Source organism: Legionella sp. (assembly GCF_047605385.1).
GTDB lineage: Bacteria > Pseudomonadota > Gammaproteobacteria > Legionellales > Legionellaceae > Legionella.
Map to the genome: position 1 here is coordinate 38,620 of NZ_JASGFU010000008.1, position 21,810 is coordinate 60,429.

Sequence of the window (21,810 nt, forward strand, 5' to 3'; positions counted from 1 at the left end):
TCATCCTTCGTCGTAACTCCTCAGGATGACGAGCTGTTTAAGATCTCTGATTCTCAAAAGAAAGATGTTACTTTCCAGAAGCAGGACCTCCTTGGATATTTAATTCATCTGTTGGAGGAGAGTTTGACTTTTTAGAGGAATCAGTTGCAAAGAAACTCGATGTATTTGTTCCTGCTTGAGAAATACTCAACACTTCAGTAATATATTGCATGAATTTACCAAATAAAGAACGATGCTCTTGCAATCCAGATGGAACGACGAGAAGAGCATTCTGGCATTGAGTTTTAAACTCAGTGGCATTGATATCCCCATTAGCAAAAGCTCTACTTACTTTGTCTATAACGTCCAAAAAGGTTTTTGCTGCAATCGCATGAGTTTGATTTCTTGTTGTTATTGTTGCAGCTTGTATATGAAGCTCATTGAAATACGGTTTTAATTTAGCAATCACAGCAGAGTTAATTGTTCTTGTATGAGCTATGTTTTGCTCTTCCTCACTCCTCAAGTCTTTGATGTCTAATTCTTTTTCTTTTGCTTGAGCTTTTTCATTAATTTCTTTTTTTCGAATTTGAATTGCTTGCTCTATGCTATGTGTTCCTATCTGGGGAAACTTGTTTTTTTTTAAAGCTTTTTGAAGATCAGGTTCTATGTACAGTTTATCAAGTGTTTTAGTCAAGTTTTCTGATGTTTCTTTTATTTTTTCCTTTGAGGTTATCGAGGAAAAATCAATGAGAACATTCTTTATTTTATTCAGATATTCCTTAATTACTTCTTCTGATTCCTGATGGAATTGACGTTTTTTGTCTTGATATTTTTGCTGCAATTCATTAGATAAAGCTGTATTGTCAAGCATTCTGAATCTTAGATCGTTATAAATGAATTCTATTTCACTAAGACTATTACAATCAGAAAAATCTATTAGTGCTCGATTATCTTTATAATCCATTTCTTCTTTTCGCGCATCCTTTTTTTTTCTTATCTCACGTATATAAGAATTTATAATTGCATCTATCTTGATTTTAATTAGATGGTCTGAGGATAGATTATTTTTAAAATGTTCTTTTAAATAATGAGTTAATTCGTCATGAAATGAGTTTTTGCTGATAGCCATAGTTAAGTTATTAACTTCTTCACTTAGTATTTCTAATGAATCTATTTTTGAAAAATCAATAGGAAACATTGCAATTAAATAATTTTCGATAACTCTTTCTATTATCTCATTTTCTTTTATTTGCGAATCTGAGGCAATGTGTTCTTTAATTATTTTTCTTGATTCTTGTTGGGATTGATGTTTTTTGTCTTGATATTTTTGCTTTAATTCATTAGATAAACTTTCAGGTATGATTATGCTTAGAAATTCATATTTTTCTTCTAATTCCTTGAGATCATTACAATCAGAAAAATTCATTGCTGCTCTATTATCTCTTGTAGTTATTTCTTCTTGCCGCTCTTTTCCTTTTCTTCTTATCTCACATATATAAGAATTTGTAATTGCTTTTATCTTAACTTTAATTAGAAGATCTGATGATTGATCAAAATGTTTTTTTAAAAAATCAGTTAACTGGTCAGAAAATGAATTCTTGCTCATAGGTGTGATCAAGTCATTGACCTTCTCATTTAGTGTTTCTAGTGAATCTATTTTTGAAAAATTAATAGGAAACTTTGCAATTAAATATTTTTGTATCACTCTTCCTATAGTATCCATATTTTCTTGTTTGTGTGCGTTTTCTGCGGTTTCCAGTCGTTCATTAATTTTTCTATCTGCTGTTTCTTTTTCAGTGTCGTTGTTTGTTGTGTTGAGTTGATTTGGTTCGTATTCGATAGGAACCTTTTCATATTCATAAAATTTTTTTTCTTCTGTGAATGTTACGCGTTTTTTTTGTTTGGGCATAGAAAACTCCTGAGACTTATATTTTATAATTATAGGCTATTGTATTGATAATAAATCATTATGATCATATTTTTATCAAAAATCTAACTAAGAAGCAAGTTTTCTCTCTTGCAAATGCTTTAGTTTGCTATCCATATGAACTACAGCAGGAGCCGTGAACGTTACTCTTAAAAAGAAAGATGTTACCCTCCAGAAGCAGGGTCTCTTTGAGTATTTAATTTAACAGCTTCAGCTAAAGAGTTAAATTTTTTAGAAGAATCAGTTGCAAAGAAGCTGGATGAATTAGTTCCTGTGTGGTAAATACCTAGTGCTTCAGCAATATATTGCAAGATTTTAACAAATAAAGAGCGATGTTCTTGCAATGTGGATTGAACGACATTAATAGCGCTTTGATATTGGGTTTTAAGATCAAATGCATTTATCTCTCCCTGAACAAAAGCGTTGTTTGCTTTATCTATAGAATCCCAGAATATCGTTGTTGCAAGCGCATAAGGTTGATTTTTTTCTGCCACTTCTGCTGTTTTTGTACGCAGATCGCCGATATACGGTTCTAGTTTAGCAATAATAGCAAAGTTAGTTGCTCTTATATTGGCCATTACTTGTTCTTTTTCGTTTTCAATTTGATCTAATTTTTTCTGTAGGGCATTTCCTATTTGCTGATTTGGATCTTGTTGTGCAATTAAGAGTTCTTTTCGACAATCGTTCTTGACGTTTTCACATTCTTTGCGGCAAGCGCAAGCGCTAAAATCAACGGTATAGTTCTCAATAAACTTAATTTTTTGAGAGATAATTCTCTGCTTAAAAGCGTTGAAGTTTTGAATAATTGGGTTTTGATGATCACGAAGTATTTTAAATCCTGAACTTTTCTCTATCTCCTTAATGGAACTTTCTAACTTATTAAGTCCATCCAGCAAAGGTTCTTTTTCAAGTTGTTGATTTAAAAAATATAACTTGTCTCTATATAGTTTAAAATTTTGTGCAACATGCATGCGAATTATAAGATCTGCTGGTGGTGTAAGCTTCAATTCATGATCTTGTTTTTTGTCGGAGATTTCTTTCATTTTTTTATTATAGGCTTTTCTTACTTTTTCATGATTTTCTTCAGAAAGTTTATCAAGTTGAGCTAGAGTTTTCAGAAAATCTATATGCTCAATTTCTTGTTCATCCAAACTGCTAATGGATAAACATCCGTCATAGCATGGCTTATAATTATTTATTTTGATTATAATTTCTTCAGTTTTAGCTTCAGCCTGTTTGAGATCGTCACAGTGAGTCTTAGCCGCTTTTTTAATATCGGTATTAATTTTGGAAAGTAATTGATTAAATTGAGGAGCGTGGTCTTTATAAAAAAGGAGAGAATCATTTAACGCATTTGTTGTTTTTCCAACTAATTTTCTAATAAGAAATTCACGGTGTTCATTAGTATCTGCTAGTGTATATTTATTTTCAAAGTCTGCTTTATAATTCTTAGGTTTATAAAGTTCTATACATGCTTTAATGATATTATGATCCATTGATTTTACTTCTTGCATTTCTATAAGCATTTTATGCAAGTTTGGGTGATCTGATATATAGCTGCAATCTTCTTTAGGTAACTTTATTAATTGTTCAATTAATTTTTCATGCTTATCAATAAGGAATTCTTTGTGTAATAAAATACAATAACTAATTAGAGCAGGATTTATATCTTTTTTTTCTTTAATTATCAAAATCTTATTATACAGTTCAGGGTGAGTGGCGATGTATTTGCCATCAGCTTCAGATAAATTTAATATTGCCCAATCCAAGTCATGTTGATTCTTGCTCGAACTAAAAGTTGAAAAGCTAGGGGATCTTTGCTTAATATCCTCTTCTTTATCATGTGCCGTAACACTATTAAATTCATTTTGCCAGTCAAAGTTGTAAAAATGAGCACTGATTCGTTCCAAAATTTTAACTGCTAAAGAGTTAGTTTGTATGCCTCCTTTAAAATCATCAATCTCTTGAAGAACATCATTGGTGAAAAAGAAAACATGCTCTTTTGTATTAGCATCATAGTGATAATTATATTTTTTAGCGAGGCGATCTTTTGTATGCAACAGATCAGATTCGCCCATTTGCTTAATTCGTAGTTCTACACCAGTATATTTTCTTTTAAATAATGACTTAAATGCTCTTTGAGCTTCTTCACCAGCATAGTAAATACATTCTAACGCAGTAAGCAAATAACAATCTCCTGTATCACCTTGCTTTATTTGAAGTTTCCCATCTATTGGAAATAAAGGAGTCATTTTTAAATCCTAATAATTGTTTAGTATTTTATAAATTGTATATCATTTTTATTAAGTGTTCGTTAAATGTATCACTTGATTTAATAAATTTCTTTTCGTGGGACAATTTTTTAAAAAGGTAAGCATCGATTGATGTAATTAAGAATCCAATATGAAATTTATCAAATGGAAGAGTGTCAGTTGAGATTATCTCTTTGAAACCAAAAGGCATTTAAATTATAATTTAAATGAAAGGGATATTGATTATGAAAAATAAAACAGCTTTAGTTTCAGGATTTGCGCGTTCATTTGTATCGGGGATGCCTATTGCTGATGCAACAATTACCATTATTGAAAATGAACAATTAAAATTTCACACCAACTCCGCAGGAAAGTTTGGTCCTTTTGAATGGCCTGTTGGGCAACCCATCACTTTAGTGTTAGAAAAACAGGGATCGTTTTGGTCAGGTTATAAAACCACACAAACTGCAACCCTTATTGTACCTCCTGAAGGAATAGATAGTGAAAAATATCTAAAAAATATATCCTTTCAAGTTCCCTCAAATATGGCTTATAAGTTTCTTGCAGTTGCTACAGGGTTGACGGAAGATCCTCTGGCTTGTCAAATTGCAGCAACTATTACTCCACCTAATACAACTCTAGACGATATTCCACAAGGTATTGAAGGAGTAACGGTAAAACTCTCTCCTTGTACGAATTCAATACCTTATTATTTTGGTATTTTTCCAATTGTTCATAAAACGAATCCTTTTATCAGAACTTTAACATCCACGTCTTTAGATGGGGGAGTCCTTTTTCCTAATGTTCCACCAGGAGATTACATCTTGTATGCGGAAAAAAATGGGATGATTTTTTCAGAAGTAACCATTAAAGCTCGGCAGGGTATATTAGTGAATGCAAGTCCGCCCAAGGGCCCTACTCTGCAACATGAACGCCAAATTAAAGAAAAAGACAATACTAATTATTATAATTTCTTTAAACCAGCACTAGAAGCGAGCACAGGAAGTACTGTGGGTCACATTGTAGAGGGTTGCATGTCCTATACTTAGTGAGTTAAGAGATAAATTTTGGCTCGAGACGTTCAGATAAGGTGTAGATCCAGAAATCGCAAAATTATGTCTGTCATTTTTACGGAAATCACTAGGGAATACAAAATAAAGTCATTAAGGTTGAATTTTGCTCTTAGTGGGTTATAATTGGTTTTTTGCGATTTTAGGATCAAAATACATGTCTTATTCACCAATTGAAAACAACTTAAACCGTTATATAGAAACTCGAGCAGCTTTGACTGAATGTTTATCAACTAAAGCCGGGAAATCAAAGCTCGAGAGGGATCCGCATTATATAGTAAGAAAAATTAATACGCTTTTAACAGCGGTTAATGAATTGAAAGAAATAAATAGTTCAGAACTGGAAAATGCAGCTAAAACGTATCAAACATGTTTAGACAATAAAAAGGATAAACATGTTGTAGAAAAGGATTTTTTCACTAAACCAGAACTTGCAAGCGAAATTAAAATACTTCAGAACCGTTTAAATACTCTATGGGACATTATAAATGGTAACCATGTTGTACAGGATGATGTTCTTATTAAAAAATTAAGGACGACATATGATTTTGATTCTGCTTTTTATCTTAGAATCAAAGAAACGCAAGAATTTATTTCAAAAGTAAAGATTGACATTGATTTTTGTATTCAGACAGAACAATTGGCTATGCGTTTTTGCCGCCAAGAGAAAATTGATGCATTATTTATTTTAGAAAAAATATATCAACGAGAAAAAACTATTGAAAAGATAATTCTATTAAAGGCAGATGGATTGCTTCTATCTGAAATAAAAGAAGAAGCTAAATATCTTAATTTTGACTATGAAAAATTTTCTAAAATACAAGAACCTACTTTCACAGATAATAATCGTTATTGTGAGGAGATTAAGAAAAATTATGAGCAACTTTTTAATGAGATCAAACAACTAAGCGCATCTCAATTAAGAGATTTAATAATTTTACAAGAAAACATGGATGTATATGAAAAACAAGAAAAGTTTTTAAAAGAAGCTGCTAAATCTACAAAAACCAAAGTCGAAATTGCAGATGCATTAACCAAAATGGAAGATGCACTGAGTAAGTTAAAAGAAATTAAAAGTTCCGGATTAATTAAATGTTCAGAAAGTCTAAAAATTAACCATAAAAAATTTGATGAAATTAAAAACAATAAGAATAAAGATTACTCCGCTTCTCTCGTTAAAAAATATGGAGATTTTAAAGAAGTTTTTGCCATCTATAAAGAGTTAAAAGAAGAAGAAATAAAAGAACTTAAATTTTTAGCCGAGGATAGTTCTCAAGATGATAAAAAGTCCACATTACAAAGGGCTGAGCTATGGGACGCCATTATAGAACGTGGAAAATTGAATGAAGAAAAATTAAAGAAACTTGGAGTTAAAAAACCAGGAAGTTCTCTTGCACGATTTTTAAGTAATTTTTCGCAACTGCGTCATCATATTCAAGAGAAATCCAACAGTTTGCCAGATAAAGAAAGGGAACGATTTAAAGGAGGATTCTTCCCTGTGGGGCGCTCTAATTCCTCAGATGCCTTATTTGTTAAGGTCTCTAAGCCCAATTGTTAGAATTTAAGAAGCTTCGTCATCTGAAGTTTATGACTAAGGATGACGAGTTTCGTTTGGCTAGGCAACGTCTCCAAAGTTTTTTATCGTATTTTTGCTGGCAATTTAGGTGTTTGTATGTAAGGCTTTAAGCGTTTCTTCGTAGAGTATTTGTACTAATTCTTGTGCATTCATTTGTCGTGTTGCACTAACTCCGTGACCTGCCCATAAAGATAAAAACTCGGCTCTTCCTAATTCTGCCGCTTTTTTGCGAATATCGCGAGTAAATGCATTTTGTGCAGGGAAGGGGAGAATGCTTTGATCTTTGTGTTCCATTTCTACCATGAACCGATTTTTTATCCCACGCGCCCAACGACCAGAAAAGGCACGTGTAAGTTGCGTGTCATGATCTTTTGCTTTCCTTATTTGTTCTCTATATGCCGGGGAAGTTGATGTTTCTTGACACAATAAGAATGCCGTACCTAATTGCACGGCTTGAGCTCCTAAGATGAGTGCCGTAGCAATTTGGGCGCCATCCATGATGCCGCCAGAGGCGATGACTGGAATATTTAGTTCTTGCAACAAACTGCATGTCAGAGCAAGAGTACCTATCAGGGGATCGCATTGTTCTGGTGAGAATGCTCCTCTATGACCACCTGCTTCCATTCCTTGAGCAATCACGCCATCGACACCATATTCTTGCAATAGTAATCCTTCTTCTAAAGTGGTTGCTGTGCCAAGAGTTATAATCTGTTGTTGCCGACATTCCTTTAGCATTTCTTTACTGATTAACCCAAAAGTATAACTAAAGACTGCAGGCTTACATTTCAATAGCACGGCAAATTGCTCATCAAATGATTCATCAAAAGGTGCCTGGATCTGAGGATCGGAAATTCCAAGTTCCGCACGATAAGCATGAGTTGCCTGTATGGCAGAATTAATTTGTTGAGCACTTAAGTGTGGGATTTTCGTTGGAGCAAATAAATTGACACCAAAAGAACGTTGGGTGCGTTTTTTGACGTCATTAATTGTTTCTTCCATAACTGCAGGAGGCATATAGGCGGCACCCAAGAAACCTAGAGCTCCAGTTTCTGACACGGTTGCTACTAATTTTGCAGTAGTTAAACCTCCCATTGGGGCTTGGATCAATGGCCATTTTAAATGCAGTTTCTTACATAATGCATTAGTTAGAAGTGTCTGTGACATGATGATTCCCTCCTGGAGCGCAATTGGGGCCGAAAAACTAAATGAGAATACACCTAAAACAATCATACAAAAAAGAATTAGTGCGCTGTCTAAGCCAACATAACCTTCATCTTCGCGAAAGTTCTTTTGTTAATATTGTAGCCAGTTCTTCTCAAGAATGCTTTCATCAGAAATGGTTTCGTAAGCCTTAAAAATATCACCATCTTGGGATAGAAGAATGGCAATAGGCCGTGTTTTTTCAAAATGAGCGCAAATGATCATCATCATGACCGTAATGGGTACGGATAAGAACATTCCTAAAACACCCCAAATGGTTCCCCACAATGCTAAAGACAGTAATATGATTAAAGGACTTAAATTCAAGGTATGACTCAAAAAACGTGGCTCAATGACATTTCCCACAAAAAATTGGATGATTCCTAAACCAAGAATGACCTCTAAAAAAGGTAGCCAACTAGCAAACTGTACCACTACCAATGTAGCAGGGAAAAGAATAGCAATAATAGCGCCGATGTTGGGAATAAAGTTAAGAAAGAAAATAAGCAAGGCCCAAAACTCAGCAAAGTCTACACCAACCCACCTCATAATTCCCCAGCTCGCAAGAGCGGTAATAATACTTAATATCGATTTTAAACCCAAGTAGGCCTGTGTATCGTGAGCAACGTGTGAAAGGATGTTGTTCACCAATTTTTGATTATCCCAAGAAGGGAATAATGCATCCATTTTTCTAAGAAAAAAATGTTGCTCTACGAATAAAAAGGCAACGTACAAGACAATCAGCACCGTAGAGCTGGCAAGCGTGGTAAACATACTCGAAACTTTGATGAGCATGGTTTGCAGGCTCATCGTTTTTACAAGTTGATTGATATTGGCCAAGAGTTCGATGCGGTATTTCGCATCAATTCCATCGACAATACGCAGCAGATTTTCTTGATAACGTCCAGAGGCTTCAATGACGTTATTAATATTATTGGTGATGATATTTGCAAAAATAGTCAGCGAAATTATCACCACACAAAACGCCAAGACCATGCTCAGCCAATTGGGAAGAAGAGGACCTAATTTGGGCGTCTTTTGGATAGTGCTGCTGATGGTATTGAGTAGATGCCAAATCAAGACCGCTATAACTAGAGGAATTAAGATATTGCTGCCGACAATAAGAAAATAGCCTACGATCCAAATGATGACCAAGGAACAGGCAAAACTAATAATTCGACTCATGGACGGTATCTCTCACTGCTTTGATGTGAGAATTTACCAGTCAAAATGAGGTATAACGTCATTGCGTTCAAGCAATTCTTGATCATGGTTTTATTCCTTCTGACCCTGGTTCTATTCTATAGGATCTTTTTACAACAACCTACATGAATTTTAAAATATCAGATTTAAAAATAAGTAGTGACAATGTAACTGATATGGTCTGGGAATTTTGTACTCTAATAATGATGTTCGTGTTTTTATAAGAGTGTCACTAGATTTGGTTTATTTATTGACACTCTCGATCATGAGCTATGTACATTGTTTGAGGTACTAAAGATGCAATAGGAACTGCCAACGGATGATTTGGCTTCATACAAGGCTGTATCTGCTTGCAACAATAATGCTTCACGGCTAATATTCTGACTATTCTTGCAATTCACAATGCCGATGCTTACATCAATCGATAATTCATTGCCGGATAAATTAAAGGGTATGGACATCATTTGAGTAATTTTTTGCGCTACAACTTCGCTTTGTGCTGATTCAGAGAGATCTTCAAGCAATATCGCAAATTCATCACCACCAAAGCGTGCCGCTACATCATAAGAGCGCAAAGATTGTTTTAAACGTGTTCCTACTTCTTTTAGTAATTTATCGCCGGCAATATGGCCTAGTGTGTCGTTGACTATTTTGAATTTATCAAGATCAATAAGCAAGACACTAATAAGGCCACCTAAGCGCTTCATTTTGGTTAAAGCAACGTCAAGTCTACTCTCAAACAGCATCCGATTAGCAAGTCCAGTAAGCATGTCAAAATTTGCTCGCATAATCAGGACACTCTCAAATTGTTTGCGCAAAACAGCATACTGTATTGCACGCTTGATAAGATGTGCATCCAGTTGCTCTTTGAATAGATAGTCCTGTGCCCCTTGTCTTAGGGCTTCCAGTGCTAAGTATTCGTCTTTATACCCGGTAAGAAAAATTATCGGTAATCTGGGAGACATATTTTGGATACTGTGCAAACCACTAAATCCACGTGTGTCTGGTAATGTACGATCTAACAGCGCCACGTCAAATTCCTGTTCAGAGACAATTTTAAGTGCTTCTCCTATTGTGGATGTTTTAAGCAGCACATGAGTTTGTGGCATGGCTTGTTGCAATACCTTGCTTATCAGAATAGCGTCACCCATGGAATCTTCAATCAGCAATATTCTTAAGGGGTTTGCAGATGTTACGTTCATCAAAATTCCTCTTTTCGTTTAATCTGCCATCAAGCTCTAAATACTCTTCCTAAGTCAGTCCAGCTTCGTTCATTTTGGTTATTGGTTTGTATTTATTTCTTACTTCTTAATATTAGTACTCTTCATCCTTGCTGTAAAATTATTGCACTATCATGTTTATTTTTAAATAAATTTGGTTAATTTGGATATTGTAGGCCTTTTTTATCAGGTAAAAATGACCTGGTTACAGAATTGTTCTAGTTTAGCAGCAAATTCATACAGTTTCTCCAGGTTTGAAGCTTTTTTATATAACAATTGGCATAATTATTATAACAATTCATTACATCAAAATCTGCGCACATCAACAATTTCCTACTTTTACCTTATTGTTTGGGAAGTGTTAATAAAAAGACACTACCTTGACCAGCAATAGAAGTTACTGAAAGACTGCCTTTATGGATTTCTGCTATTTTTCTACAAATTGATAAACCTAATCCACTGCCACGAATCGATTCCCAAGTATGCAGACGACGAAATGGTTCGAAAATCTCTTCAATAAATTGTTCTTCAATGCCAATACCATTATCACGAATGGATATACACCAAGTTTGGCCTTGATCTTCAACTCCAATATGAATAATAGGTTTATTTCTTTCGGGTTGGTATTTGATTGCATTAGCAATAAGATTTTGAAATAATCGCATGATTTGCATTGGATTTCCATGAAGTATCGGCAACAAATCATAGGTAATTTCTGCTTTTTGCTCTTCAATTAATGGCCTTATATTTTCTAAGGCACTTTGTAGAATTGCTTCACCATTAAAATCAACAAAAGTCACAGTTTCTTTGCTTGCACGTGAATAAGCCAGTAGATCATTAATTACATCGCGCATGCGAATGCCCGCACTTGTCATAATCATGAGGTATTGTTTCGCTTCCTCATCCAGTTCATTTTGCTTTTCATTTAGAAGCATTTCGCCAAAGTTATTAATCATGCGTATTGGTTCTTGTAAATCATGTGAGGCAATATAGGCAAATCGCTCTAACTCGTTATTTGATTTTGCCAGAGCTTCCATTAATTGTTTATTCGCATTTTCTGCTTTTTTACGTGCAGTAATATCCTGGATCTGTGAGATGAAACATTGAGGCGCTCCCTTCGCATCACGGAGCATGGTTACTTCTAATAAACCCCAAATAATATGTCCATCTTTATGAAAATATCGCTTTTCCATTTGATATTTATCGGTTTTTTTGTTTAGCATGCGTTCTATATTTTCCAAGTCTTCTGCTAAATCCTCTGGATGAGTAAGGGCTTGGAAATTTGTGGCTCGTAGCTCTTCTTCAGTATAGCCCAGCATACTACATAATGCTTGATTCACTTTTAGCCATTTACCTTCCATGGAAACTAAAGCAGTGGCAATTGAGGCAAATTGCATAGCAGAGCGAAAAGTTTCCTCACTGGCTTTAGTTGCTTCCTCAGCGGCCTTACGTTCGGTAATATCACGCATGATGGTGGTAAAACACAAGGGTTCTCCCATGGCATCACGGTGTAAATTAAGGGCTTGTAATACAGGGATTTCCCTACCATCTTTGTGGCGAAGAGCCGTCTCACCAGTCCAAATACCTTTTTCATATACTGTCGGAATGGCAACCTCTTTTATTTGCTTGGCAGCCCATGCTGGATGCATGTCGGCAATTTTCATATGCGACATATCATAATCATAAGGTAAACCAATCATGAGTCGGGCACTAGGATTGTGGTATTGTAAATTGCCATCTAAATCAGCAATCCCTACAAAATCAGAAGATTCTTCAATCAAGGCAATCAATTTAGAGCGCTCCATTTCCATTTCACGACTATTGGTGATATCACGAGTAATATTTACAAAACCAACCAATTGTTCATCAGGAGAATATAAGGGTTCAATTAAAATTTTTGCCCAAAAGGTACTGCCATCTTTTCGAATTTGAATACTTTCTTCTTCATAACGCCCTTGTTTTTTAGCAATTTTTAAGATGGTATCAGGAGTATTATTAGCAATGTCTTCGGTAGTATAGAAAATTGAAAATGGTTCTCCCAAGATTTCTTTGTCAGTATATCCTTTAAGGCGTTGTGCGCCGCTATTCCAACTTTTCACACTCCCAGAGGGAGTGAGCATAAAAATCGCATAGTCTTTGATCCCATCTAAAATCAGACGATAGCGAGTTTCACTATCCATCAACGCTTTACTTTTTTTATAAGATTTAAGAATAAGGTAGGTACAAAGTGTTACCAGAAAAGTCATCAACGAACCAAAGCTCAAAATAATTAAAGATCTTGGTGACAAAGAATGACTTATCCATCCACCCAGAATGGTAAAAGCAATAAGCTCTCCAATAATAAGGTATAAAAAGATAAACCACATTAAGACACTAAATTTTTTGAATTTTAGATTTGAAACTAATTTCCCAAGGCCCATAACAATTAGTGGCTAGAATAATCAAGTATTATATGAAGCATAGCAGATTATTATTTGTCATATTTAATAAATAGAAAACAGAATGAGTAATTCCTATGAAATCACATTTTAAAGAACAAATGAATTTTAAAACAGTTGATTTTTCAATATTTACTCAAAAAATATAAAATATGGTCTATATTATACAATGTTAATATAACGGATAGGGAGTTCCAAATGAAAAACACTAATTTGACTTTTAGAATTAGAAGTTTAAACCAGCTTGTTATCGCACTGTTCCTTTTCGCTAGCCCTTTAGCAGGCGCATATGCTGCATGTTGCGCAGGTCATGGGGGTGTTGCTTCATGTAATAAATCGACGGGTCACCAGATGTGTAAAGATGGTACTGCTTCTCCAACTTGTAAGTGTGCGACTCCTAAAAACACCAAAAAAAATGCAGCAAAAAAAACAACGACTACAACACCAGCAACAACGACTACAAAAACCCAATCCCCAAAGAAAACAACAAAAACCACGCCAGCAACAACTACAGCTCCTGCAAGTACAACAACTCAGCCCAAACGCAGTTGGTGGGGCGGTAAATCAACAACGACAACACCTGCAACGACTACCAAAGGAGCTACAACTACTGGCTCTACCAAAGGCTGTTGTTCACGTCATGGCGGGGTAGCACAATGTAATACCTCTACTGGCTTCCAGATGTGTAAAGACGGTAGTCAATCACCTACTTGTGCTTGTCACTAAGACAGTCGACATTCAGTTTTATGATTTGGATTAGTAGTCTCTGATTTTGGGTCAACAGAATAAGACCAAAAAAAATTAGAGGCTGCTTTTTTTTCTGGTACAACGGCCTTCATTGAAGGAGCTACTGTTGTACTTACCGTTTTATCTTTTTGTAATTCTTTTTTACATTGATGCATGCGTTGATATGATGATTTAAAATCATCAAGAATTGTTGTCGGGATTTGCTTTGCTTCCTGCAAATGGGGGATGGGTTGCTCCTTAAAACGAAAAACATTAAGCAAAATAAGGCACGCCTGGAAAATCATGAGCGCCACACCAACAGCTGGATTAAGTGCAACACCTGCCCTTAATAAAAAACCGCTGGCAACCGCAACTGCCCCAAGATTATAGGCAAAACTTAACGATAAATTTTGTTTGATATTCGTTACAGTTTGCTTGGAAATAGCAAATGCAGATGCAATTGCTAATAAATTACCTGTATGTATAATAGCTCCAGCGTTTGCTAAGGTCATTTTATCACTACCCTCTGAATTAATGGCGATACTAAAATCACTGGTAGCAATTGCTTCGATATCGTTGGCAGCATCACCAATCATTGCTATTTTACGGCTATTTTTCATGAGCCTTAGTTTTTGAATGTATTTTGTTTTGTCTTGCGGAGAACAATTTGCTTTTACATGTTCAATGTTGAGTGTCTGTGCAAATCTTTTGGCAACCTCTTCATCAGCACCGGTACAGAGATGCACTTCTTTATTCATGGCACGTAAGGCACTAATCGTGCATTTAGCGTCTTCGCGAAGTGGGTCTGTCATGACCATACAGCCTACAATTTGCTGTTCACAAGCAATATAGACTAAATGCTCACCTGCTTCTAATGTTGGAAGCATTTTTACATCAGGTAAGGGAATTTTATTGTGCTGCATTAAGGTGCGGCTACCCATAGTGTAGCGTCTATTCTCCACTAAGCCAGATATTCCTGAATGATGTTTCGTATCTATTTCTGTTGCTTCTAATTCATTGTTATTGGTTACCGAGTAGGTATAAATGGCCTTGCCAATAGGGTGGGACGATTTTTTTTCTAAAGCAGCACATCGTCTAAGTAGTTCCGATTCAGTAAAAGGAGCATTGTCTTTAAAGAACGTAAATTGTTTGACTGTGGGAGTTCCAGTAGTAAGCGTGCCATTGAGATCAAAAATGATTGTATCGATTTGCTCTGCTTGTTGTAGCGTCTCCGAACTTTGAAATTGAACGCCATTATCGAACGCTTTGTACATTCCAATTCTCACCGCAAGCGGCACGATCAAGCCTAAAGTGCAAGGACAGGCACTAACCAGAACGGATGCCGCACATTGGATAGCTATTGCCGGATCGAAGAAGATACTAATAATAAAAGCTGAGACAATGGAAATTCCAATTACTGCAGGAATAAAATAAGAAAGAGCTGTTTTTGTTGCGTTTTCAAGCGGAGTTTTATCCAAAGCAGCTTGTTTAATTCGTTCTTCTCGCTGACTAAGGTATGAATCTTCTCTATTTTTACTGACACGTATTTCTAACGGGTTCGTTTCTTTTGCAAGGCGCATACCTGCTAATACTGCTTGAGATTGAGTATAATATCGTGGCAATGTTCCGCCAGTACTAATGGTATCGTAAATACTACTTGCATTTTCACAGATTCCGTCAAGGGGAATAATTTCCTCAGGATAAACCATAATAATATCGCTAGGTTTTATGTTTTCAATGGGCGTATCGATTAATTCATTTGCAATTTTTTGCTTTACAGTTTTTGCTGCTTGAGCCTGGAATTTATCCGTACTGATTTTGGCTTTGATGGTATCTTTTATTGCCGTGCCTATATGATTGAACCCATAAATGAATAAAGCGGAATCAAACATCATAGGTAGCCAAGGGGCGGCGAATAAAGACAATAGAGATACGATAAGTATGATGGTGGTGCTGAGTGCAAAAAGGCTCTCCATAGTTAAAGAGTGTGTCTTAACCAGATTGTTCCATGCTTTATAATAAGATGTTGCACCCAAAGCCAAGGTTAAGGGCACGCTAAAACTTGCCATAACAATTGCTGCAGCTAAGGGCAAGGTATTAAACATCATGCAGATGGTTAAAACAGAAACTCCAGCAATACAGCCAACGACTCCTTGAAACCAGTGAGAAAATAGAGGGGGAGGTGCACAGCCAAAACCTGCTTCTTCAATTAAAGCCTTAAGAACAAGCCAATTTGCATTATCTTTGTTGTTTCTATTTTTTTTTTCTTGGTTTTGAGCCTCATTGGATATCTTGAGATTGGGATGATTTTCCGGAAGCACGATCGTTACGGAATTTTCCAAGAAATCTGCATCAAACTTTTCAATTTTAAGTGCTTGGGATGCTAAGTGCTTATTTATATAAGTTTCTATGATGTCACTACAACTGGAGCAGGTCATTCCATCAACATAAAAAACATAGGTTTTGGACATAAATAATCACCCATTTTATTACTTATTTATTTTTGAACTCATTGTAGAAAGAGCACAATTGATCTTGTGGTAAGAATAGTGTCTAAAAACAGTGGCTTACAATTTGCATGAAATCATATCATATATGTCATTTTTTGCACCCTTTTTTTGAGTTTCAGGGTGAATTATTTATTTACCAAAAATGAAAGGAAGGCTGGACCTTTTTATTGGTCCAGCACAATTTATTATTGAGATGACGCTGCCGCTGTAGCAGTAGAGCTCGAAGATAAGCTGGGTTGAGAGGTGCGCGTATTTTGCAAGAGCATAATACTGTTCGTTAATAAAATTCGCTCTTGTATTTGACGATCCAAATACATTTGATAGCTAATTTCCGCTAATAAGGTCGCTATTTCTTTTTCTACTGTTGCTGAAGAAGCCCCATTAAGCTGGTTTATCCATTGATTATTGGTGCTCATATCAGGATTGTATAATCTCCAGGTTGCCATAGTAAACTCGCTTAACGCTTGGCTCATAGGAATCTGATTTTGAGATTGACTACTGGAACCTGTGCCTTGTGGCAATCTTTTGGACATAATGAAGTATAGGTTGCTCAGGCTTACCGAATATTGTGCAGCATAGGTGCGTAATGTTGTGAAATAATTATTCAGTGTTGTTTGGGCTTGTACTTGCTGTAAGGTAGGTGTGGATGATGAACTAGGTGGAGTAGCTTGGCTATACAAGGTATCATAATCTTTTAAATTAGGTAATGGCAAGGGAGTTACGATACCGGATACATAGCGAATAAAATTGGCGGCTTGTTGTGCCTGATTTTGTGCTGTTAAGCCACCATTTTGATTTGTGGTACTAGGGCTGGAGGTGGTATTTCCAGAAGCGCTTTGTGTTGTATACATTAGTGGGGAGGTTAACACGTTACTGTTGAGTTGTCCTAAAAATTGTTGATTATATTGATAAGTATAATATTGATAAGTTGAAGGAATGGTCCCAATAACATTAGCAGTAACATAATTATAGGGGAGCAAGCTACCGCCACTGTTACTCGTTGTTGATGAGCAGCCTATCCATGTAGTGCCATCATAATTCATGCAATAACTGTAATCTGGTGTTCCCAAAATATTTAATACCGCTTGACTGACTGGATCTTGTTGGAAGGTTTGTTGGTCGATGCCGCTGTTTACAGAGACATTTCCTTGTTGTTGTGCTGAAGGATTGCTGAAGTTCTGCGAATTAAAGGTGTAATTTGCAAAATTATTCCAATAAGAAGAGGCAGAAATTTGATTAGGGGCAAATTGAGTCAATGCGGCACTAAATGCATCCACGGGAATTGCTCCGAAAAGGCTGTTATACATGGATAGCTGTAAAGTTTGTAGTGTTTGAGCGTTAAGGAGTGTTTGACTGATGCTCGTGTTATTTTGACTAGGGTTTTTGGTGATGTCATAACCTAAATAACCACCAAGATACACCAAATATTGCACTAAGTTTTGTGTATTTGTAGCAGTTTGTTGTGCATTGTATTGATCTGTTGAGTCGTCTGCAAAAGCTGGAAGCATACTGAAGTAAAATAAATTTATCAGTGCCAATTTTGAAAATCGTTTCATCATTCATCCCCTTCGAGTGCTCGTAATACAAGTTTTAGTCGATATTGACAAAAAACTCGTGATAATAATCTTAAACGTTCAAACACAATGTTTCTTTTGAGAAATACTCCTGCTGGATCATGGCTTCCTGTGCTTGTTTCTTCTGCGTGTATTAAAACGCGTGAAGCACTTCCTGGATGAACTGTGTCGATTGCTTGTAGTAAACGCAATCCTCTACCGGATTTAATATTACCGACGATGCGTATGAATTTCTCTTCTTCTGCAAGCGATCCCATATCAATTTTTTCGATGTCATCTAATTCTTTTCCAAGCTGTTCAATAGCCGCTTCAAATTCTGGATTTCCATCAAGCGTCCAGTCTTCTACACTTTCCATAAAGGTAATCACTCTATATATCATTGGGTCAATATATTCGAACCAGTACTGGGCGGATGCTTTATGGCTAAGATCAGGCATGATTTTACTCTTTTTTTACTCTATGTAGATTAATGGACGAATTTATTACTTACTACTATAGTATATTATTAAAGATAAAAGATATTATTTCTCTAAATTAAAGAAGTAAATAAAGATGAAAAAACATTCTAATTCGAAGATCGTGAAGTTGTTAGGAAGTATTTTAAATGTGCGGGCATGGTTCGATTGGGAAAGAGTAAGAGCATTTACATTGTATTTGGTAAATGGTTTCAAGCGCTTATTCGTCCCACAAAAAAATTTTAAAGCACAATCCTTTAAAGAAGCAAGTACCAAATTAAATCTAAATGATGAAAATCTTCATATAAAACAAAATGCTTTATTACGCTTGAGTATCATTATGCTTATTGCTGCGTTCATAATTTTTAGCTATGCAGGCTATCAGCTGATGTATGGTTCTTTTAAGGCGATGATAGTGAGTCTGATTGTTACGCTTATCGCATTGACTTTAGCCTTTCGTTATCATTTTTGGTACTACCAAATCAAGCAACGGAAGTTAGGATGTTCTTTTAATGAATGGTTTAGGCAAGGGTTGTTAGGGGAGAAAAAATGAATCGATTAATTGCTGCCTTACTCCTCTTGGTGTTTCCTGCACTTGCACTCGCAGATAATTCATTAAATTTTGCTCCTCCTCCCAGTGATTATTCTGTTGTATTTCTTGGTAATTTGTTTGGTATCGTTGATGGTGTTTTAAGTGGTACGGGCAGCCAAATCATGGGAAGCATGTTTGCAGTATTTAACGCTGCAGTTTTGGCACTCGGTGGCATAATTATCATGTATACCTTAATGGTTTCAACCATGAATACCGCTCATGAAGGACAAATGCTCGGGCAAAAATGGTCTTCTATCTGGATTCCAGTACGTTCTACACTGGGTTTAGCTTTATTGATTCCCAAAGCATCCGGATATTGTTTGATGCAAATTTTTGTAATGTGGATTGTCGTGCAAGGCGTGGGGGCTGCAGATAAAATATGGAACGCGGCGTTAAGTTATTTGAATCGTGGGGGCGTAATTATTCAAGCACAGCAAGTTAATCCTGCCTCTGCATTACTTACCGGTAGTAGCGGTATTGTGAGTATTGCTAAAGGAGCACTTACTATTCTTTCTGGCCAGGTATGTATGCTTGGTTTACAAACTCAGTTAGAAAATCAACGGCAAACTTATTTAGATATGAAGGCCAATAATAATGGGGGTCGGTGTGCTACTACCCCTAACAATCCACTTTCTCCTGCGATGAGTGCATTTTGTAACACTGCTGTTCCAGATTTTATTGGTTCTGTAAATGCGGTAACTGCACAAACGAATCAGCAAAATGTTGTGCCTACCCCAACTACTTTTTCTGTCCAAATGCCTAATTTGGATACTAGCTCTCCTTATAGTTTTTTAAATGGTATCTGTGGTACTCTGAAATGGAATAATATTAGTACGTTGGCTAATATTACCCCTCTGACTACAACTAATGGCGTTAGTCTAAGTGCTTCTGAGTTGTCAACAGCACAAATGTCACGAGCAATTGCTATTCAACAAATGTATGTTGATTTGACTTCTGTAGCGCAGACTATTATCAGTAACTCACCAGCAATGGCACCTCCTGGAAGCAGTAGCTCTTCTTCAAATTCTTCGGCTTATATTCCGAATTATGTAAATGAACAGTTTGGTGTTCCATATACTCAAACCGGTACAGTATGTCAGAATTATAATGAGGGTTGTTACCTTTGGGGACCTGCATCAGGCAATGGTGGTGGTACCTTGTTTACTGGTCCGGAATTTCTCAACGCTATTAATGATTATAATGGGGTGATGATGCCTACATTAAGTTTAATGGCGGAAATGACAAATGCAACCAATGCTTCCAATGCACGTGAATTCCTTACTCAAGCATCGACTCAGGGCTGGATAATGGCAGGAGCTTATTTTTTTAATTTGATACAAATTCAAGGTAGTGGCACTAATGCTGTGACTTCTTCTACAATGACGGATAGTAATACGGGGCTAGATACTAGTATTTTTACTGCGAGTAACCTTGTAAGCGCCTTTATTCAAAACGGTAGCACTTATACGTGTGATAGTGGTAATCAGTTTTACAATTTATGCATTTGGTTTAATTCCGACAGAACACCTTTAAAGCAAGTAGAAACTTTAATTGATGGTTCTGCCTTTACGAATCCACCTTTACCTCCACCTACTCTGACGAATACTGCTGGCAATCCTCCATCTCTTACACCAGGTTTGCAAGCATCAACAGTTTATGGATTTGTTCAAAACTCACAGTTGTTGCAAACTGCGAATCAACCAGGCTTGGCGCCATTAACTTTTTCCTCTACCATTAGCTTTTCCAAACCAGATACTTCGGCACTTAAATTGGCACCTCAGAGCTTTTCTTGCGGTGATGTGAAAATTATTGTCCATATTTGTTTGGGGCAGAAGCTTGGTAATCTGTTCTATAACACCATCTTTTTATTTATCTATAATACATTCTTTGGCATATTTAATAGCATTATTGAGTCAGTGGTTAACGCTTTTTTGATGGTGCCATTAACGGGTATGGCAACTATTTTTAATCAAGGAGTACAGACAATTTCTACGCCTGGAGTAAATCCCATTATTGCGCTAGCAAATATGGGAGCCCAATACATTAATTTTAGTGGTAACCTGTGGCTTATGTTATTGGATATGGCTGTTGTTAATGCAGTGATTCCTTGGGTTGGTATCTTTATCTTTGCTTTGATGGCTTTGGCGATGCCTCTAATCTTTGCTTGGGTGGGAATAATGACCACTATTGGATTTACTACGGCATATTATATTCCCATATTGCCTTATATTATCTTTACCTTTGGAGCAGTATCATGGTTGATTGCGGTCATTGAGGCGATGGTTGCGGCACCAATTGTCGCTTTAGGAGTAACTCATCCTGAGGGACATGATGCCTTTGGTAAAGGTGAGGCTGCAATTATGATCTTATTGAACGTCTTCTTAAGACCTTCAATGATGATTATTGGTTATATTGCTGGTATTGCATTGTCCTATGTGGGTGTATGGATTTTAAATGCTGGGTTTGATACAGCAATAGGATTTATTCAACAACAAAATACGGCTGCTACAACTCAACTTTTTGCGAATAATAGTGCTGCAGCTTCGAATATTCCTTCGGGGTCTGGAGGATATTCCGATTGGGCTGGAATTTATGCATTCTTCTTCTCAGTATTAGCGTACACTACTATGTATTTAATCTTGGTGCAAAAATCCTTTACGTTGATTTCCGTACTTCCAGATAAGGTTTTACGTTGGATTGGTGGTGCTGCAGAAAGTGCGGGCCAAGAAGCTGGACAATGGGCAGGTGAGGTCAAAGATCAACAAAGAGAGCCTATTGAGAAAACTTCTAGTGCTCAAGGTCAAATAGACAAACAACTGGGTGCTTATGGTATTAAAGGGGCTAATAAAGCTAGAGGTATTATAAGCGGTGGAGGCGGCGGTGGTAAGATTACGGGAGAAGACCTAACAACACCTCCTGGTTCAACTCCGTCATCACCTGATGGCAGCGGGGATACTGGCGGTGGTGGTGATACCAAGATGCAAATTGCTAAAGAAGCTGGTGAATCTAGCGCATAGGAGATTAAATTTATCTTATTAAGGCTCTCTTTAAAGAGAGCTTTTTTATTTATAAATTAATGAAAGTACAC

14 protein-coding genes are annotated in these 21,810 nt (G+C 36.3%); 5 read left to right on the forward strand and 9 right to left on the reverse strand.

Annotated elements, in window-relative coordinates:
* Positions 1–67 precede the first annotated feature (67 nt).
* Both QM652_RS03375 and QM652_RS03380 read right to left on the reverse strand, forming a co-directional pair.
* Complete coding sequence (locus QM652_RS03375) at positions 68–1,888, reverse strand: hypothetical protein (RefSeq protein ID WP_415072880.1); 1,821 nt, start codon at positions 1,886–1,888, stop codon at positions 68–70.
* Between the two features lie 182 nt (positions 1,889–2,070).
* Positions 2,071–4,158, reverse strand: a complete 2,088-nt coding sequence (locus QM652_RS03380; RefSeq protein WP_415072882.1) for a hypothetical protein — start codon at positions 4,156–4,158, stop codon at positions 2,071–2,073.
* A gap of 245 nt (positions 4,159–4,403) precedes the next feature.
* Between QM652_RS03380 and QM652_RS03385 the strand changes: the two genes are divergently transcribed.
* A complete protein-coding gene (locus tag QM652_RS03385) occupies positions 4,404–5,207 on the forward strand; it encodes a carboxypeptidase regulatory-like domain-containing protein (protein WP_415072884.1) in 804 nt (267 codons plus the stop codon).
* 178 nt (positions 5,208–5,385) lie between these two features.
* Positions 5,386–6,786 (forward strand): hypothetical protein, encoded by a 1,401-nt coding sequence (locus tag QM652_RS03390; RefSeq protein WP_415072886.1) that lies wholly within the window; start codon positions 5,386–5,388, stop codon positions 6,784–6,786.
* A 102-nt stretch (positions 6,787–6,888) separates the two neighbouring features.
* Here the strand turns inward: QM652_RS03390 and QM652_RS03395 are convergent, their stop codons facing one another.
* From QM652_RS03395 to QM652_RS03410, 4 genes are all read right to left on the reverse strand, one after another.
* Positions 6,889–7,968, reverse strand: coding sequence for an NAD(P)H-dependent flavin oxidoreductase (locus QM652_RS03395; RefSeq protein WP_415072888.1), 1,080 nt, complete (start codon positions 7,966–7,968; stop codon positions 6,889–6,891).
* Between the two features lie 129 nt (positions 7,969–8,097).
* Positions 8,098–9,189 (reverse strand): AI-2E family transporter, encoded by a 1,092-nt coding sequence (locus QM652_RS03400; RefSeq protein ID WP_415072890.1) that lies wholly within the window; start codon positions 9,187–9,189, stop codon positions 8,098–8,100.
* Between the two features lie 281 nt (positions 9,190–9,470).
* Positions 9,471–10,409 (reverse strand): diguanylate cyclase domain-containing protein, encoded by a 939-nt coding sequence (locus QM652_RS03405; RefSeq protein ID WP_415072892.1) that lies wholly within the window; start codon positions 10,407–10,409, stop codon positions 9,471–9,473.
* A 362-nt stretch (positions 10,410–10,771) separates the two neighbouring features.
* Positions 10,772–12,793, reverse strand: coding sequence for a PAS domain S-box protein (locus QM652_RS03410; RefSeq protein ID WP_415072894.1), 2,022 nt, complete (start codon positions 12,791–12,793; stop codon positions 10,772–10,774).
* A 270-nt stretch (positions 12,794–13,063) separates the two neighbouring features.
* On the opposite strand from QM652_RS03410, the gene QM652_RS03415 reads away from it, so the two are divergent.
* The gene (locus QM652_RS03415) at positions 13,064–13,591 is read left to right on the forward strand and encodes a hypothetical protein (RefSeq protein ID WP_415072896.1); all 528 of its coding nucleotides are present in this window, start codon (positions 13,064–13,066) and stop codon (positions 13,589–13,591) included.
* On the opposite strand, the gene QM652_RS03420 is transcribed toward QM652_RS03415, so the two are convergent.
* From QM652_RS03420 to icmW, 3 genes are all read right to left on the reverse strand, one after another.
* Positions 13,588–16,062, reverse strand: a complete 2,475-nt coding sequence (locus QM652_RS03420) for a heavy metal translocating P-type ATPase (RefSeq protein ID WP_415072898.1) — start codon at positions 16,060–16,062, stop codon at positions 13,588–13,590. The genes QM652_RS03415 and QM652_RS03420 overlap by 4 nt on opposite strands.
* 224 nt (positions 16,063–16,286) lie before the next feature.
* A complete protein-coding gene (icmX, locus tag QM652_RS03425) occupies positions 16,287–17,657 on the reverse strand; it encodes a type IVB secretion system protein IcmX (RefSeq protein ID WP_415072920.1) in 1,371 nt (456 codons plus the stop codon).
* Positions 17,657–18,112, reverse strand: a complete 456-nt coding sequence (gene icmW / locus QM652_RS03430; RefSeq protein WP_415072899.1) for a type IVB secretion system protein IcmW — start codon at positions 18,110–18,112, stop codon at positions 17,657–17,659. The genes icmX and icmW overlap by 1 nt, the downstream gene beginning before the upstream one ends.
* A 115-nt stretch (positions 18,113–18,227) precedes the next feature.
* Between icmW and icmV the strand changes: the two genes are divergently transcribed.
* Entirely contained in the window at positions 18,228–18,683 is a 456-nt protein-coding gene (gene icmV, locus QM652_RS03435) for a type IVB secretion system protein IcmV (protein ID WP_415072901.1), read from the forward strand.
* A complete protein-coding gene (gene dotA, locus QM652_RS03440; protein ID WP_415072903.1) occupies positions 18,680–21,739 on the forward strand; it encodes a type IVB secretion system protein DotA in 3,060 nt (1,019 codons plus the stop codon). Before icmV ends, dotA begins: the two co-directional genes overlap by 4 nt.
* Positions 21,740–21,810: the final 71 nt, after the last annotated feature.